The following is a 17,151-nucleotide window of genomic DNA, read 5'->3' as shown; positions in this document are numbered from 1 at the left end:
AAGTTCACATCTGCAGATCTGTCTGCTATACTCGTTCAGGACCGAACTAGAGAAGAAAAGAGGCAACAGGACCGTGCAAAGAAAAAATAAACGAATTCAGAAAGAGCCGCATCCGCTCTTATCAGCCGTAACAGAGTACATACTGGTACTGGCGGGTTCCGCCTGTGTCGCTATTGCGTTCAATGTTTTCCTCTTGCCAAATGAAGTGGCATCCGGCGGAGTCAGCGGAATCAGCACCATTCTGTATGGCTTGTGGGGGTGGGAACCGGCGTTTGTCCAATGGTCAATGAATATTCCATTATTCATTTCAGGAGTAATCCTGCTTGGTAAGCAATTTGGGATTAAAACAGCAGTCGGGACGATTTTTTTGCCGTTTATTGTATTCATGACAGATTCATGGGAACCATGGACCCTTAACCCGCTGCTTGGTGCCTTATTCGGCGGAATCGGGGTCGGATTGGGACTTGGTGCTGTATTCCGCGGGAATGCTTCCACTGGCGGAACGGATCTTGCCGCGCAAATCATCACCAAGTATACCGGCTTCACACTCGGAACGAGCGTTGCGCTGATTGACGGCCTGATTGTGCTGGCGGCTGCCGCCGTTTTCGATATTGAACAAGGACTGTATGCACTTATCGGTTTATATGTAACAACAAAGACAATCGATCTTGTGCAAGTCGGTTTAGGAAGATCCAAATTAGTGTATATCATAACTAATAGACAAGAAGCGATCCGCGATGCGATTTATGAGGACATTGACCGTGGTGTAACGAAACTGGCAGCTACAGGCGGATACACGGAGACGGAAAAACCGGTTGTGATGGTGGTCGTGCATCAGACAGAATTTTCCCGGCTGAAACAACTGGTGAAGCGAGTGGACCCGACGGCGTTCGTCATTGTGTCCGATGCCTCTGAAGTGCTCGGGGAAGGTTTCACGCGTGCTTGAACTGGCATATACAGAACAGACAGGAGGAGTCGTATATCATGAGAAAATACTTGATGGCTATGGTTTTTGGTTCAGCACTTTTATTAGGGGCATGCGGCGAAGAAGAAGCGGATTTCACAGAATCAGATGAACTGACAGAGGATGCTCCTGAAGAAGATCCGGTTGAAGAAGATACAGAAGAAGCAGCTGAAGAAGTGGTCGAGGAAGATGAAGAAGATATTGTGGCTGAATCTCCGGATGATGCAATTGGTGAAGATGACGCGGAAGGGGATGCAGGCTCTGAAGGAGTCGCAACTGTTGATGCTGAACAGATTATTCAGCAAAACTGTTCATCGTGTCATGGAGCGGATTTAGCAGGAGTCGGAGGTATCCCGGCACTGAATGACGTCGGATCCCGCTTGTCGTCTGATGAAATTCTCACTGTGATTCACGAAGGACCGGGAGCCATGCCCGCTGAAATCATTACCGGCGCAGAAGCGGAAGCAGTGGCGGAATATTTATCAACGCTCCAATAAAACCTGATAATAGCTGAAATTCATAATGCAGACAGCCTTGAATTAACAGGCTTTCTGCATTTTCTTTTGCGGCCATAGCATCAGCCAATGACCAAGCCCGAAAGAAAGGAGAGTTGTTGACCGGTTGCAATAAACGAGAAAAAATTCAGAAAGGCCTGTCAATTGGACTAAGGAAAGAGGAGATAGCCGGTATATGTCGAACAGAATAAGAGCAGTGTGAAAAAGGGCATACAACCGATTATAGAAATAAGTCTATAGAAGCAAAAAGGAGGAAAGAATGAAGCAGAATTGATACATAAATGTAATAATTCAAGAGGATTCAAATGTTATAATGAGTCTGCCGGTTTTACATATAGTAATAATCGGCTGATTACTTATAGGTGGTAAATTCATGATCCAGTTAAAAAATGTATATAAGAAGTATCCGAATGGAATTGTCTCCTTAAACGGCGTTAACCTGGAAATCAACCAGGGAGAATTCGTATATGTAGTCGGGCCAAGCGGTGCGGGGAAATCCACATTCATCAAAATGATTTACCGGGAAGAAAAACCGTCAGCCGGGCAGATTATGGTGAATGGCCTAAGCCTGGCAAAACTGAAAAGCAAGCGGGTTCCTTACTTGCGACGTCAGATTGGCGTTGTGTTTCAGGATTTTAAGCTTCTTCCGCGCCTGACTGTTTATGAGAACATCGCTTTTGCCCTTGAAGTCATCGAAACATCACCGGCAGCCATCAGGCGGCGGGTAATGGAAGTTCTACAGATGGTCGGACTTGAACATAAAGCGAAAATGCTGCCGGCAGAATTATCCGGCGGTGAACAGCAGCGCATAGCGATCGCCCGGTCCATCGTCAATATTCCCAAAGTGGTCATTGCAGATGAACCGACCGGGAATCTGGATCCGGATACCTCATGGGAGATCATGAGACTGTTTGAGCAGATCAATGCACGCGGCACAACAATTATTATGGCGACGCATAACCGGGAAGTTGTAAATGCAATCCGGCACAGAGTCATAGCAATCGAAGACGGGCTTGTTGTCCGGGATGTAGCCGGAGGTGACTACGGCTATGAAGCCTAGAACGACATTCCGCCATTTCCGGGAAAGCTTTAAAAGCCTCGGCCGCAATGCATGGATGACTTTCGCATCTGTAAGCGCAGTGACTGTCACCCTGCTCCTCGTCGGAGTCTTTATGGTCATTATGATGAACTTAAACAAAGTGGCAGATGATCTGGAAAACGATGTGGAGATCAAAGCGTTCGTGACATTAACCGCCGATGAAAGTACAGCAGGCAACCTGGAAACGGTAATCGGTCAGCTTCCGGGAGTTGAGTCGGTCGCATATGCTACAAAAGAAGATGAGTTGCAGGAACTGATTACGGATTATGGCGATGAACTCAGTCTGTTCAATCAAAGCAATCCTTTGAACGATGTTTTCTATATCAAAGCTGCGGATCCTCAGCAGACCGCTTCAGTGGCAACTCAAGTGGCAAGCCTTCAGGGAATCGAAGATGTAAAATACGGAGAAGGCAAGATTGAAAAGCTTTTCAGTTTCCTGAACCTGAGCCGCAATATCGGTCTTGGCCTGATTCTGGCGTTGTTGTTTACTGCAATGTTCCTGATTTCAAACACAATCCGGATTACAATTGTGGCAAGGCGCCATGAGATTGAGATCATGAAACTGGTAGGAGCCACCAACTGGTTTGTACGGATTCCGTTTATTCTGGAAGGGATGTGGCTCGGTATTCTCGGTGCAATTGTGCCGGTCGCTCTTGTGACGTTGCTTTACTATAATGTCACGTTATACGCAGAGCCCCGACTCAGCGGTGAGATGATCCAGCTGCTGGAGTTCTCTCCATTTATTTATCAGGTTAATGCATTGATCCTGCTCATGGGAGTCTTTATCGGTATCTGGGGCAGCTTTATGTCAATACGGAAATTCTTAAAAGTCTAAAATAGAGATGGTTGATTGCGAAAGGGGAATGGGGATTTTGAGCGTGAAGTCAAAGTGGATGATGACTGGATTATCTTCTCTGCTCGCAGCAAGTCTGCTGGTTCCATCGGCAGAAGCGAGCAAACTGGACGAATTGAAGCAACGCCAGGAACAGGCGGAGCAAAAGCAAGGTGAACTTCGTTCAGGCATCAGTGAAAAAACAAGTCAGATCAGCGAGAATCAGTCTGTACTGGAACAGATCATGGCGCAGATCCAGGAACTGGACGGCAAGATCCGGGAGACTGAACAGCGGGTTGCAATTGTTGAAGGGGAAATCGTACAGACGAACTCTGAGATTGAAGAACTGCAGCAATCCATCGCTGAACTTGAAAAGAAAATCGCTGAACGCGAAGAGCTGCTGAAAGAACGCGCACGCGCCATTCAGAAAAGCGGCGGTCCGGTTGAATACATCGATGTCCTCTTGGGAGCAAACAGCTTCATTGACTTCATTGACCGATTCTCTGCAGTCAATACACTGATCGAAGCAGACCGCGAAATCATGCGGCAACAGGCAGAAGACAAGAAACTGCTTGGCGAACAGAAAACGCTTGTCGAAAAGAAACTGGCAGAGCAGGAACTGCAGCGGGCGGAACTGGTGGGCTTAAAGCAATCATTTGATAACCAAAAAAGTGAAAAGGCGGGCCTTGTCAAACAGTTGGAGACAGAGCAGGCCCGGCTTCTAAAAGAAAAAGGGGCATTGGAAGTAGCCCATGCTGAATCCGTTGAAGTCAGTGCGGAACTCGAACAGCAGGTAGCTGCAGAACAGGCACGACTCGCAGAAGTCGCGCGCAAGCAGGAAGAAGAGCGCCTGCGGAGACTGGCTGCAGAGAAAGCCGCTGCAGAGAAAGCCGCTGCAGAGAAAGCGGCTGCTGAACGGGCGGCTGCTGAACAGGCCGCGGCAGAGCGGGCTGAAGCTGAAAGAGCGGCAGCCGCAGAAAAGAACAGCACACCGGCATCATCGGCATCCAGTGAACCGGCACCTGTTGAAGAAACTGCAACTGTAACGGCTAAAAGCAAAGTCGCATCAAGTTCTTCATCTCCTTCATCGGGATGGGTTCGTCCGACGACCGGATACATCTCTTCCGGAGCTGGCGGCCGGGATATCGGTGATGGTTATGAGACACATATCGGTCTCGATATTGCGAATAATTCCGGAACACCGATCGTTGCAGCTCGCGATGGTGTAGTTGTTCATGCCGGACCGATGGGGACATATGGCAATATGATCATGCTGACCCATTCGATCGGTGGTCAGGTATATACGACTGTGTATGCGCATTTAAGCTCAATTGCGGTCAGCCCGGGTCAATCCGTGGGGGCTGGTCAATTCATCGGTGGTATGGGCAGCACGGGGCGTTCCACAGGGCCGCATCTTCACTTCGAAGTGCACGTGGGACCATGGAACAGCGCGCGGACGAATTTCGTCAATCCATTGAATTATGTATCATTTTAATGTAACGAATGCCGGGAAGCTTTTGCTTCCCGGTTTTTAATTTGTCTTGATGGGCAGTAGATTAGATGAGATTTGTATCGTATGATAGTAGGGATTGGAGTGAAGCGTCCTTATGGCGAAAAAAGTGTTTGGTCTGCTTCTGCTCGCCGGCCTGATCGTTTATTTTATTGTCGGCATCGTACAGGACAGATTGGAAAAGAATGAATTGATTCCGGCGGATGATCTCGGATCCGTCGTTGAATTTTCTGCAGCGGGCGGGGCGGGACTGGCAGCCGGGGAACCGGCGCCTGATTTCAGGCTCCAAAGCCTGGGTGGAGAAACCATCCGGTTATCGGACTACAGGGGACAGGCTGTCGTGCTGAATTTTTGGGCATCCTGGTGTGAACCCTGTAAAAAAGAGATGCCTGAAATGCAAAACTATTATGAAGGATTAGCAGCGGACGCTGATGTGGAAATCCTGGCTGTCAATTTAACCGACCAAGACAGCGGCCTGGATAAAGTGAATGCTTTCGTACAGGAATACGGATTAACATTCCCGATCCCTTTGGATGAAGAAGGGCAAGTGCGGGAAGCATACGGAATACTGACGATCCCGACGACGTTTCTCATAAATGAAGAAGGGCGTCTTGTGACTCAGATCCGCGGCCCGCTCAGCAATGATATGCTGGAGGAACTGGTAAGCGGACTAGCAGAGGAGGAAATCGAATGAAATCAATTGAAACGCGGGCTGTCCACAGCAAACCATTGAAGGAACGACAGATTCAGCCGCTTGTCCAGCCGATTTATCAGACCTCTGCGTTTTCCTTTAATTCACTGGAAGAAATGAACGGGTATTATGAAGGCAATGGTTCGTATCTGTATACACGAAACGGCAACCCGAACACCGATTTGCTTGCGCAGACCGTCGCGGATTTAGAGAATGCACCGCGCGGCGTGGCGGCTTCCTCCGGTACCGGCGCCATTCTGGCCGGTATATTGACGGCAGCCACAGCTGGCAGTCATGTGCTGGCCGCTCAGGATGTGTACGGGGGCACTGTCGCATTATTGAAGAATGAATTAAAGAATCTGGGAATCACGGGACATTTTGTGGATTTTGCGGACCCCGATGCAGTGGAACAAAAATTGATCGATTATCCTGAGATTTCACTGCTGATCAGCGAATCCATCACCAATCCGTTTCTCCGCCTCGAAGATATTGCGGCACTGGTGCAGCTGAAGAACCAATATGGCGCTAAGTTAATGATCGATAACACTTTTGCTACTCCGTGTGAGAGCAGACCGTATGAGCTGGGCGCTGATCTTGTCGTGCACAGTGCCACGAAGTATCTTGGCGGTCACAGTGATGTCTCTGCGGGTGTGCTCGTTGGGCATGAAGAGCTGATCGCGGAAGCGGAACGCACGATTACCGGCATGGGGCTGAATCTCAGTCCGTTTGAGTCCTGGCTGGCTGTCCGGGGAATCCGAACACTTGCACTCCGCATAAAAGCACAGACAGGGAATGCCGGCCGGATTGCTGCGTTTCTGGAAACGAAAGGCTTGAAGGTCTGGTATCCAGGGAAAGGCGCCATGGTGACGTTTGAACTTGGAGAAGAAGCAGATGTAGACCGCTTTTTCTCTTCCCTTGGCTGGATCCTGATCGTACCTACGCTTGCCGGTGTTGAAACGACAGTCTCCTATCCATACGGCACGAGTCACCGGGCGTTATCCCATGAAGAAAAGGAACGACTCGGTATTACCGGCCGGATTGTCCGACTTTCAGCGGGCATCGAAAGCGCTGAAGATATCCTTGAACAGCTGGAAGCAGCTTTTCAGGCTGGTTGATCTAAAGACAGGAGATGAACACATGGAATCCATGCTGACCAAATTTATGCTGTCGCTTTTCGTTCCCGGTCTGTTGGTCGTCTTGTTTACCCGTGTGACATATCACCATGTTGTCGGTCTCATTTTGACTGTGTCACTTATTGCTGCTGCTGTTTACGCCGGCTATACAAACACTTGGCTATTGTTTGCCGTCAATGCGTTTTCACTTACAGCCGGATTTTGGTATGCGTCCAATATGGTGAAAAGAGCCGAAAAAGCCGATTTTCAGGACTGACTGAAAATCGGCTTTTTTCACAGCAATAAACTGAATCCGGCCAAGACGGCAATCGAACCCAGCACGACAATCATTACATTTGCGCCGCTGAATGCCAGTCCGAATGCTGCAGTTGCCCCGATAACACCAAACCAGATATTTTCCTGGATAAAAAAAATAGCCGGAAAAATTAAGGCGCCGAGCACGGCATAAGGAATATTGCGAAGTACATTCTGTACCGGTTTCGGAAGTTCCCGCCCTTCTAAAAATGTGAGCGGAATCGCGCGGGGGATGTATGTGACAATGGCCATGCCTAAAATCATCCACCAATACCAGGCGTCCATTATGATTTCCCCTTTCGTGCATAGACGATTTCAATGAAGATCGATGAAGCCAAGGTGGCGACCAAAATGGCCCAGCCGGTTGCCAGCAATCCGGTGAAATAAAAAAAAGAATTGAACAGAGCGGCAGTCAATGCCAGCATGACGACCTTCCGGTTCCCGCGCATCGAAGGGACAAGGAGACCGACGAACATGGCATATAGCGCAATGGACATCGCCGCCTGTAAAAACAAGGGAAGACTAGCACCGACCCGGTGGCCAACAGCCGTGAAAGTCACCCAGCTGCCATAAGCAATCAAGATGACACCAGCGGCAAACGCAGTTGGAATCCGGTTGCCCTTCCCAGTGGCCAGGATTGAAAAAGTTTCATCTGTGACTCCGAACGCATACAGCGCTTTTTTCCATTTCGAATCCGGTTCCATCTTCTCGTTCAGGGAAGCGGTCATCAGAAAATGACGGATATTGACAATGAACGTATTAAGGACAATCACTGTGGGGCTGACTCCTGAGGCAATCAGTGACAGCGAAATGTATTGCGCGGCACCAGCGAAGACGAAAATGCTCATGGCGGTTGCTTCCAAAATGGTTAAACCGGTTGTCTTGGCAAGCAGCCCAAATGTCAATGCAATTGGAAAATAGCCGATCGCAATGCTGGTACCTGCTTTCAGACCCGCGGAGAAGTCACGCGCTTGCATAGGCATCTTCCTTTTCCTGAGTGTTCATGCTTTCAGACAGCAATATTGTCCGGTAAACTGATAAATAACAATACCAAAGAAACAATACCAAAGATTCATGTGTTTATAAACAATTTCATGAAAATTTCTTCCATTATTGCAAAAGGAGTCCGGTATGACCGATTTTTTCACGCTAGAGAATATAGAAGAATTGATGGCTTCCTATAGAGCATTTGGACCGTTCATCAGTTTTCTGCTCCCATTCCTGGAAGCCTTTCTTCCATTTTTACCGCTTTTTGTGTTTGTCGTCGCCAATGCATCGGCCTACGGATTGTGGTTTGGATTTTTACTGTCATGGGCCGGTACAGTGGCCGGGGGCTATCTCGTATTCCTGGTGGTCCGGAATTATGGACAAGCCCGCTTTCTGAATTTCATGACGCGGCACGAACGGGTGCAGAAACTGATTTTATGGGTTGAACGGAATGGTTTCGGTCCGCTGTTTTTGCTGCTTTGTTTTCCGTTTACGCCCTCGTCGATTGTTAATGTGGTGGCCGGACTTTCAAATATTAAAAAGAAGTATTATTTACTGACACTCCTGGCCGGTAAGTTTGTTATGATTCTGTTTGTGAGTTTCGTCGGTTATGACTGGCGGGCTTTGATTACACAGCCTCTCCGGACAGCGATAGTTGTGGCAGTGATTGCTGTATTGTATGTTGCCGGTAAATTTTTTGAAAGACGGCTGAACGCGAAGGCCGAGCAGGAATTCAGGGAAATGAGTAAGGAGCCGGACAAAAAAAATCGATGAGCATCTCTGCATTTCATGAAGCGGTGGAATGCAGGGATGTTTTGTTGTATAATTGATAGAACAAATGTTCTTGTTTTAAGGGGGAAAAGCTGTGTCGCTACGAATCGTATACGGACGCGCGGGTTCCGGAAAAACCCGTTTTATCCAGGAGGAAATTGCAGAAACGCTCGAACATGATGCAGATGGTGACCCGATTTTTTTCGTGGTGCCTGATCAAATGTCATTCTCGACCGAGTACAGACTCTCCACCGGATACAGCATGAAAGGCCTGATCCGGGCACAGGCGGTGACATTCAAGCGGCTGGCATGGCGCGTGCTTCAGGAAGTAGGCGGGATCAGCCGGAAGGAAGTCAATACATTCGGTTACCGCATGCTGATCCGGAGCCTACTGGAAGAACACAAGGAAGATTTTCAGCTATTCCGGCGGGCTGCGGGCAAACGGGGATTTACAGATCAGATCGAGGAATTGCTTAAGGAGTTCGCCCGCTATTGCGTAGATTGCGGAGAATTGAAGGAATTGCGGAATGCACTCGCTTCAGCGGGTGCTCCGCGAACGTTGCTTGATAAAGCCGGAGACCTTGAACTGATTCTCACAGAAATCGAGAGCCGTCTGGGTACGACCTATGTCGATTCAGAGGGGCATCTGCGGATGCTCGCCGAGAAAGTCCGATATTCTGAACTGATAAAAACGGCTGATATTTATATCGATGGATTTGTGACATTCACTGCTCAGGAATATGAAATTATCCGGGAGCTCATGAAGTATGCAAAGTCAGTAACCATCGCCTTGCCGATGGATGAACTTACCGGAACAATTGAAGAGCAGTCATTATTTTACCAGCCTGTCCGTACAGCCCGGCGATTGACAGAACTTGCAGCTCAGGATGGAATCGAATCGGAGCCACCTGTCCACATGACTGAACCACGCCGTTTTAATAATCGGGATACTGCTCATCTTGAACGCTGTTTTGATATGCAGCCGGTCGTGCAGACTGAGTCAGAAGGATATGTCCGCGTTACAGAGGCATCGAATCGGCGGGCTGAGATCCATGCAGTGGCGCGAAAGATCCGGGAACAGGCGATGCAAGGCATGCGTTATCGGGATATGGCTGTCTTATACCGGCAGCCTGAAGCATATAATGAGCTGATCGAAACGATTTTCGCCCAATATGAGCTTCCGGTATTTATCAGCCGGAAAAAATCCATGCTTCACCATCCGCTGATTGAACTCAGCCGGTCGGCCCTTGAAGCGGTTTTGAGCGGCCTGTCTTATGAACCGGTTTTCAGGGCGGTCAAGACGGATTTGTTTTTTCCGGGAGAAAGCGTACATGAATGGCGTGAACGGGGAGACGTACTTGAGAATTTTATAATCGCAAATGGCATTTATGGAGAACGCTGGTTCGACGAAAATCGGTGGTTCTACAAAAAATACCGGGGGCTTGAACTCCATACAGTTTTACAGACAGATGAAGAAAAAGCGCAGCAGGAGGAATTGCATGCTGTCCGGGATATGATTCTGGCACCGCTTGCCGGCCTGCGGGATAAACTGGATGGATGCCGGACCGGTCGGGATGTGGCAGAAGCGCTGTTTGTGTTTATTGAGGATCTTGGCGTGTATGAAAAGATTCAGCGCCTGAAAGAACGTGAAGAAAAGGAACATCGGCTGCTTGCGGCGACAGAACACGAGCAGGCGTGGGACAGGTGGATAGAAGTGCTGGATCAGTTCGTTCTGATGTTCGGCAGTCAGGAACTGGAACTGACGACCGCCGTCAAAATCCTGGATGAAGGGTTTGAAACCCTTGAATTTTCGCGCATCCCTCCATCAATCGATCAGGTGACCGTTCAGACTGTGGATATTGCACGTCTTATTAACATTCGGTCAGTGTATGTGATCGGTGCGACGGACGGGGTGCTGCCAAAGCGGATTGAAGGAGAAGGGCTGCTGACAGACAGTGAACGGGAATGGTTCATGAATGTCGGTTATGAACTGGCACCGACTTCCCGGATGCGGCTACTGGATGAGGCTTATGTCGTCTACCGGGCATTCTCATCTGCTTCTGATACGTTAACCGTTTCTTATCCCATTGCGGACGAAGAGGGCGGGGCGCTGCTGCCGTCCTTGTACGTTCAGCAATTATTGGAGATGTTCTCGATTGCTCCGGAACCGGCTGTCATGGATCCTGAAGACATGAAGGGTCAGACGCAGCTGGCATATATTTCTCATCCGCGCCCGACGCTTATGTATCTGACGAGTCAAGTCAGGAAAGGGGAATTGTCTCCCGTCTGGCAGGCTGTACTCGACTATTATAAGAAAGATTTATTTTACAAATCTGTAGTAGATAAGATCCTGGCACCGATAAAGCCCAATGAAGCTGAGCAGCTTGATGAAGAACTCACAGAATCGCTTTACGGGACACCAGTCTCTTCGAGCGTCTCCCGGGTGGAGCAGTATTTCAGCTGTCCGTTCGCTCAGTTTGCAGCTCACGGGCTACAGCTGAAGGACCGGAGCAGATATGAATTGGAATCACCGCAGATAGGTGATTTATTCCATGCGGCAATCAAATGGATTTCAGATGAGGTAGGCAGACTGGGGGTATCCTGGGCTTCACTTACAAAGAAACAGTGCCGAAACCTGGCGAAGCAGGCGATGGAGGAACTGTCTCCTTATTTCGTGAATCAGATTCTGATCAGCTCCTCCCGCTACCGTTACATTCAGCATAAATTAGAAGGTGTGATTCGCCAGACAGCCGCGATGCTGTCAAAGCATGCGCAAGTGACAGGTTTCTCGCCAATTGCAATGGAAGTCGCATTCGGACCGAAGGAAGCTGTTCCGCCGCTTGAAGTCAATCTCAAGCGCGGTCGAAAGATGTATGTCCGCGGTCGTATTGACCGGGTCGATTCTGCAGAAATCGACGGAAAGCCATATATGCGGGTGCTCGATTACAAAATGTCGGGGAATGGACTGGATCTTAATGAAGTGTACCGCGGTCTCGCGCTGCAGACTTTCACTTATCTGGATGTGGCGCTGACAAATTCAGGCCGCTGGCTCGGCACAGAAGCTGAACCGGCAGGTGTCCTGTATTTTCATATGCACAATCCGATGCTGAAGCAGACGAAATTACTGACAGCAGAGGAATTGGAGACAGAATTGTTAAAAGCTTACAAAATGAACGGATTGATCGTTGAAGATCCGGAAGTAATACGGACAATGGATGGAAAAGCGGAGGGCCATTCCAAAATTATCCCTGTGTATCTGAAAAAGGATGGCCAAGTCTCTCCTTCCCAGTCTAAGACCGTGGAACTCGAGGACATGCAAATGATCCGTGAATTCACCCGGCATAAACACCAGCAGGCGGGAAATGGAATACTTGGCGGTGATACCCGTATCGATCCATACAAGCTGAAGGACAAAACACCTTGTCAATTCTGTTCTTACCGGCCTGTGTGCCAATTCGATCCGGCTGACCCGGATCAGAAGTACCGGCGGCTTCCGTCGAACTCACCGAAAGAATCAATTGATTTAATGAAAGAGGAGCTGAATGAAGATGATTCCGACTAAACCGGCCAATGCCACTTGGACAGATGCCCAATGGGAAGCGATTTGGGCAAAAGGGCAGGACACATTGGTTTCCGCTGCCGCCGGTTCCGGGAAGACAGCGGTGCTGATCAATCGGATGATCGAACGGGTCATGGACGAACTGGATCCGATGGATGTGGATGAGTTGCTCGTGGTGACATTCACGAATGCATCTGCTGCAGAAATGCGGCACCGGATGGCCGCAGCGCTTGAAAAAGCGCTTGCAGCCAATCCGAAATCCCAGCATCTGCGCAAACAGCTCAGACTGATCAATAAAGCCCAGATCTCCACGCTGCATTCATTTTGTATGCAGATTGTCCGGCAGTATGCTTATTTGCTGGACATTGACCCCGGTTTCCGGATTGCCAATAACACGGAAGCAGCATTGCTGCGGGATGATGTCATGGCAGCGGTACTTGAACGGGCATATGATAGCGAAGATGCCGAAGGGGTTTACCGTCTTGCGGACAGTTTTACGTCTGATCGGAGCGATGCAGCGATGGAAACACTGATCAGCAATTTGTTTGATTATTCACGGGTGCATCCGGACCCTGAAATTTGGCTGGACAGCGTGCCGGCCCTGTACGATGTGCCGGAAGGGTTTACGGTGGATGAGCTGCAGTTCGCAGCCGACTTGAAACTGTCGATCCGCCATGCATTTGAAGAAGCGCTGCAGATTGCAGGAGAAGGGGTCCGTCTCGCCCAGGAACCGGATGGTCCTGCCCCGCTGGCAGAAACGTTCCGGCTGGACGGAGATGTGATTCAAAGTGCGCTCGGTGCGCTGGATGAATCATGGGAAAATCTGTTTCGTTTCATGAACGGATTCCGGCTGGAGAAAGCGGCGGCTATCCGAAAAGACTCCTGCAGTCCGGAGCTTGCGGAAGCTGCCAAGAAAAAGCGTGCGCAGCTGAAGAAGGTAATGGAAGAAGTCAGGGATGATTATTTTATCCGTCCGCCCGATCGGCTGCTTCAGGAAATGCGGGAGATGGCACCGATGATGCGCACATTGACCGCGTTGACGAAGCAATTCGCAGAACAGTACCGTCTTTTGAAAATGGAGCGGGCAATTGTCGATTTTGCGGATCTTGAACATTACGCATTGCAGCTCCTTCGTTCAGAGGGACGGCCTTCAGCGATTGCAGAAGAGTATCAGAAGCGGTTTAAAGAGGTACTGGTGGATGAGTATCAGGATATCAATATTCTGCAGGAGACCATTTTGCAATTGGTGAAGTCCGGAGATGAACGGAACGGCAATTTATTTATGGTCGGGGATGTAAAACAATCCATCTACAGATTCCGGCTGGCTGAACCCATGCTGTTCCTTGGAAAGTATGCCGAATTTCAGCGCGACCCGAAAGAAGAAGGCCGCCGGATTGATCTGAATGCCAATTTCCGAAGCCGGAGAGAAATCCTGGATGGCACAAATTTTATCTTTTCGCAGATCATGGGTGAACGGGTCGGTGAAATCGACTATGATGAAGCGGCTGCTTTGAAGCCGCAAGCTCCATATACCGGTAATGGCATGCCGGTTGAACTTACACTGATCCATGATCCTGATCTGGAAGAAGATAAAGAAGAACTGGACGAAGAATTAGAAAAATCACAATGGGAAGCCCGGCTGATCGCTAATAAGGTTAATGCGCTGATGGACTCCGGAGCGACAGTGCAGGATCCATGGACAGGCGAGAACCGGCCGCTTGAATACCGGGATATTGTTATTCTGATGCGTTCCATGACCTGGTCGGGGGATATCGCTGATGAATTTAAAAAGGCCGGTATTCCGCTCTATGCCGAATTGACAGGCGGATATTTCGACGCGCTGGAAGTGATGATCATGCTAAATACATTGCGTGTCATCGATAATCCATACCAGGATGTCCCGCTGGCTGCTGTTCTCCGGGCACCCTTCATTGGTCTGAAGGAAAACGAACTTGCTCAAATCCGCCTTGCACTTCCACAAGGAACGTATTATGATGCGTTAAAAGAATTTATACGCGGCGGAACCGGCATCCGTCCTGATACTGCAGAAAAACTCCGCCGTTTTACGGTACAGCTGGAAGACTGGCGGAATCTGGCCCGGAGAGGCTCATTGGCAGATCTGATCTGGCAGGTTTACATGGATACGAATTACTTGGAGATGGCAGGTGCCATGTCCGGCGGAAAGCAGCGGCAGGCGAACCTCCGTGCCCTGCATGACCGGGCATTGGAATACGAAAAAACGTCATTCCGCGGATTGTTCCGCTTTTTGCGGTTCATTGATCGGATGAAAGCAAGAGGGGATGATCTTGGAACTGCCCGTTCATTGTCGGAGCGGGAAAATGTCGTCCGACTTATGACTGTCCATAAATCAAAAGGGCTGGAATTTCCGGTCGTGTTCCTGGCAGGGATGGGCCGGTCGTTCAACGAAATGGATTTTAAAAAATCCTATTTATCGGATAAGGAATTCGGATTGGCCGTCAAGGCAGTCAACCCGGATACCCGGCTCGCTTATACTTCATTGCCGTTTCTGGCTGTAAAAGAAAAACAGCAGCTTCAGATGCGGGCAGAGGAGATGCGGGTGCTGTATGTGGCGATGACCCGGGCAAAAGAAAGGCTGTATCTGTCGGCATCTGTCCGGGACCTGGATAAACTCACGGAATCATGGCGACACATGACAGCGGGAAAGCAATTGCCTGATTTCGTGCGTTCCCGGGCTAAGGGATTCCTGGACTGGATCGGCCCGGCACTTGCACGCCACCCACAAGTGGCGGATTCACTCGGATTGGATGGGGAAACATTGTCACATCCAGCCCGGTTCCGGCTTTCTGTTGAACAGGCTATTGATCTAAAGCCGACACTTGTCTTGACAGAAGAAACAGAGGGGCAGGAAAGTGAACCGGAGGATGCTGCAGCTGAAATCGAGCACCGGTTCAATTTCCGCTATCCGCATCAGAAAGCAGTGGAAAAGCGTTCGAAGCAATCGGTGACCGAGCTGAAACGCCTTCAGGCACTTGAGCGGCTCGAGGAACCGGAAATCTTCATGCGCCCCGCTGTACCGATGCGTTCCACGCTGTATCACCGGCCGGATTTCATGCAGGAAGACCGATTAACAGCCGCAGATATCGGGACAGCCGTCCATGCTGTCATGCAACATTTGCCGCTGGACAAGTCACTGAATGCGGAAGAAGTAAAAGCATTTATCGATGAGCTGGTTGGTCGTGAACTATTGACGCCCGATGAAGGGAATGCGGTGGATCCCGCCGGCATTGTCCGTTTCTATGACAGCGATATCTGGAAGCGGCTCCGGAATGCAAAAGCCATCAAACGGGAAGTGCCGTTCACTTACGGCCGTGAAGACCAGGATGGTGATCACCAGATTGTCCAAGGGATCATTGACTGCCTGTTTGAGGAAGAAGACGGCTGGGTCCTGCTGGATTATAAAACGGATCGGACCCGCCAGATAGCGGATGTTCCAAAGGAAATGGCCGAACGTTACGGTGTGCAGCTTACTGCTTATGAAGAAGCTGTGGAAAATATTCTGCTGATACACGTAAAAGAGCGGGTGCTGTATCTCTTCGATGCGGATCAGGAAGTCAGGATTTAGGAGGATTGCCGTGAAATTGCAGCCGGTAGCGTTGGATGAACGGATTGATGCGATTGACATGATGAGGGGCTTTGCGCTCCTCGGCATTTTTGTGGTGAATATGCTCGCATTCCATACCCCGTTTTCTTATATCGATTCATACAGTTTTTTTGAAGCACCAGCAGACCGGGCGGCGTTCAAATACATTGATGTGTTTGTACAGACCAGTTTCTATCCGTTGTTTTCCATGCTGTTCGGGTACGGACTGGCGATTCAGTTCATGCGGGCGGAAAAGAGGGGGCAGGCATTTTTGCCGCTTGCCGTACGCCGTCTGCTTGTGCTGCTCGTATTTGGGATGATCCATGCCTTTCTCATCTGGTATGGGGATATTCTGATTACATATGCGCTGCTCGGATTTTTGCTCATTTTTCTGCTGCGGCTTCCTGCCGTTGCATTGCTCGTCAGTGCGATACTTATCTATGCTGTGCCGCATACGATGTTTTTGCTTGCTTCTTACATGGCAGCAACGTCCGGGGCACCTTTCTATACCGGCATCGAAGAAGTGATCAGTTCCTATGAGGCATATGCACAAGGGTCTTATTCAGATATTTTCATGCAACGCTTTGCTGATTGGTACAACACAAATAATTTAGGCAATGCTCTGTTCTTCACAGTGACCATTTTGCCGTATATGCTGATCGGTGCCGCGGCCGGGAAGTTACGCCTCATTGAACAGGCGAAGCGGCTATGGAAATTATGGACAGCTCTTGCGGTAATCGGTCTAGGTGCCGGTTTGCTGCTGAAGTTCCTGCCGTTCCTCTGGCAGGCGGATTATTTCACGCAATATTTACAGGATTTCATCGGCGGGCCGCTCGTTGCTGTCGGGTATGCCGCAGTGATTGCCCTGCTTGCACAGAATGTATACATTCATAAATTGCTTCGCCCGCTGGCAAAAACCGGCCGTATGTCACTGACCACATACATCGCTGAATCCGTCATTGCGACGACTATCTTTTATTCGTATGGATTCGGGCTGTATGGACAGATTGATGTGGTCACCGGTACATGGATGGCATTTGGCATCTATGCGCTTCTTGTGATTTTTGCGGAATTATGGCTGACGCGGTTCAAACAGGGACCGCTTGAAATGCTATGGCGCAAAGTCACGTATGGAACGAAAAAAAGCACCCCATCCGGTTCGTGAACGTGTATA

General features: G+C 49.5%; 14 protein-coding genes. 12 read left to right on the top strand and 2 right to left on the bottom strand.

Annotated features, from left to right (window positions below):
• Window positions 1-73: 73 nt before the first annotated feature.
• The 8 genes from B0X71_RS13090 (at window position 74) to B0X71_RS13055 (ending at window position 7,000) form a co-directional block, all read left to right on the top strand.
• The gene (locus B0X71_RS13090; RefSeq protein ID WP_077589839.1) at window positions 74-946 is read left to right on the top strand and encodes a YitT family protein; all 873 of its coding nucleotides are present in this window, start codon (window positions 74-76) and stop codon (window positions 944-946) included.
• 38 nt (window positions 947-984) lie between these two features.
• On the top strand, window positions 985-1,461 hold the full coding sequence (locus B0X71_RS13085) for a c-type cytochrome (protein WP_156889872.1): 477 nt from the start codon (window positions 985-987) through the stop codon (window positions 1,459-1,461).
• A gap of 391 nt (window positions 1,462-1,852) precedes the next feature.
• Window positions 1,853-2,539, top strand: a complete 687-nt coding sequence (gene ftsE / locus B0X71_RS13080; protein ID WP_077589838.1) for a cell division ATP-binding protein FtsE — start codon at window positions 1,853-1,855, stop codon at window positions 2,537-2,539.
• On the top strand, window positions 2,529-3,413 hold the full coding sequence (gene ftsX, locus B0X71_RS13075) for a permease-like cell division protein FtsX (protein WP_077589837.1): 885 nt from the start codon (window positions 2,529-2,531) through the stop codon (window positions 3,411-3,413). Before ftsE ends, ftsX begins: the two co-directional genes overlap by 11 nt.
• A 28-nt stretch (window positions 3,414-3,441) precedes the next feature.
• Complete coding sequence (locus tag B0X71_RS13070) at window positions 3,442-4,905, top strand: murein hydrolase activator EnvC family protein (protein WP_077589836.1); 1,464 nt, start codon at window positions 3,442-3,444, stop codon at window positions 4,903-4,905.
• Window positions 4,906-5,017: 112 nt separating this feature from the next.
• The gene (locus tag B0X71_RS13065; RefSeq protein WP_077589835.1) at window positions 5,018-5,614 is read left to right on the top strand and encodes a redoxin domain-containing protein; all 597 of its coding nucleotides are present in this window, start codon (window positions 5,018-5,020) and stop codon (window positions 5,612-5,614) included.
• Window positions 5,611-6,726, top strand: coding sequence for a trans-sulfuration enzyme family protein (locus B0X71_RS13060; protein WP_077589834.1), 1,116 nt, complete (start codon window positions 5,611-5,613; stop codon window positions 6,724-6,726). The genes B0X71_RS13065 and B0X71_RS13060 overlap by 4 nt, the downstream gene beginning before the upstream one ends.
• A gap of 22 nt (window positions 6,727-6,748) precedes the next feature.
• Entirely contained in the window at window positions 6,749-7,000 is a 252-nt protein-coding gene (locus tag B0X71_RS13055) for a CsbA family protein (RefSeq protein ID WP_077589833.1), read from the top strand.
• Between the two features lie 17 nt (window positions 7,001-7,017).
• Here the strand turns inward: B0X71_RS13055 and B0X71_RS13050 are convergent, their stop codons facing one another.
• Window positions 7,018-7,323 carry an AzlD domain-containing protein gene (locus B0X71_RS13050; protein WP_077589832.1) on the bottom strand — a complete coding sequence of 102 codons (306 nt, stop codon included), beginning with the start codon at window positions 7,321-7,323 and terminating at the stop codon, window positions 7,018-7,020.
• The gene (locus B0X71_RS13045; protein WP_077589831.1) at window positions 7,323-8,015 is read right to left on the bottom strand and encodes an AzlC family ABC transporter permease; all 693 of its coding nucleotides are present in this window, start codon (window positions 8,013-8,015) and stop codon (window positions 7,323-7,325) included. The genes B0X71_RS13050 and B0X71_RS13045 overlap by 1 nt, the downstream gene beginning before the upstream one ends.
• Before the next feature lie 154 nt (window positions 8,016-8,169).
• Between B0X71_RS13045 and B0X71_RS13040 the strand changes: the two genes are divergently transcribed.
• The 4 genes from B0X71_RS13040 to B0X71_RS13025 all read left to right on the top strand — a co-directional run bounded on the left by B0X71_RS13040 (window position 8,170) and on the right by B0X71_RS13025 (window position 17,142).
• A complete protein-coding gene (locus B0X71_RS13040; protein ID WP_077589830.1) occupies window positions 8,170-8,799 on the top strand; it encodes a TVP38/TMEM64 family protein in 630 nt (209 codons plus the stop codon).
• A gap of 91 nt (window positions 8,800-8,890) precedes the next feature.
• Complete coding sequence (gene addB, locus B0X71_RS13035) at window positions 8,891-12,358, top strand: helicase-exonuclease AddAB subunit AddB (RefSeq protein ID WP_077589829.1); 3,468 nt, start codon at window positions 8,891-8,893, stop codon at window positions 12,356-12,358.
• The gene (gene addA, locus B0X71_RS13030) at window positions 12,345-15,959 is read left to right on the top strand and encodes a helicase-exonuclease AddAB subunit AddA (protein ID WP_077590998.1); all 3,615 of its coding nucleotides are present in this window, start codon (window positions 12,345-12,347) and stop codon (window positions 15,957-15,959) included. Before addB ends, addA begins: the two co-directional genes overlap by 14 nt.
• A 10-nt stretch (window positions 15,960-15,969) precedes the next feature.
• Window positions 15,970-17,142, top strand: coding sequence for a DUF418 domain-containing protein (locus B0X71_RS13025; protein WP_077589828.1), 1,173 nt, complete (start codon window positions 15,970-15,972; stop codon window positions 17,140-17,142).
• The last annotated feature ends 9 nt before the right edge of the window (window positions 17,143-17,151 follow it).

This window comes from Planococcus lenghuensis (assembly GCF_001999905.1).
GTDB classification, from domain to species: Bacteria; Bacillota; Bacilli; order Bacillales_A; family Planococcaceae; genus Indiicoccus; species Indiicoccus lenghuensis.
The sequence above is the reverse complement of the archived record's forward strand: the minus strand, read 5'-3'. Positions and strand labels throughout refer to the sequence as shown.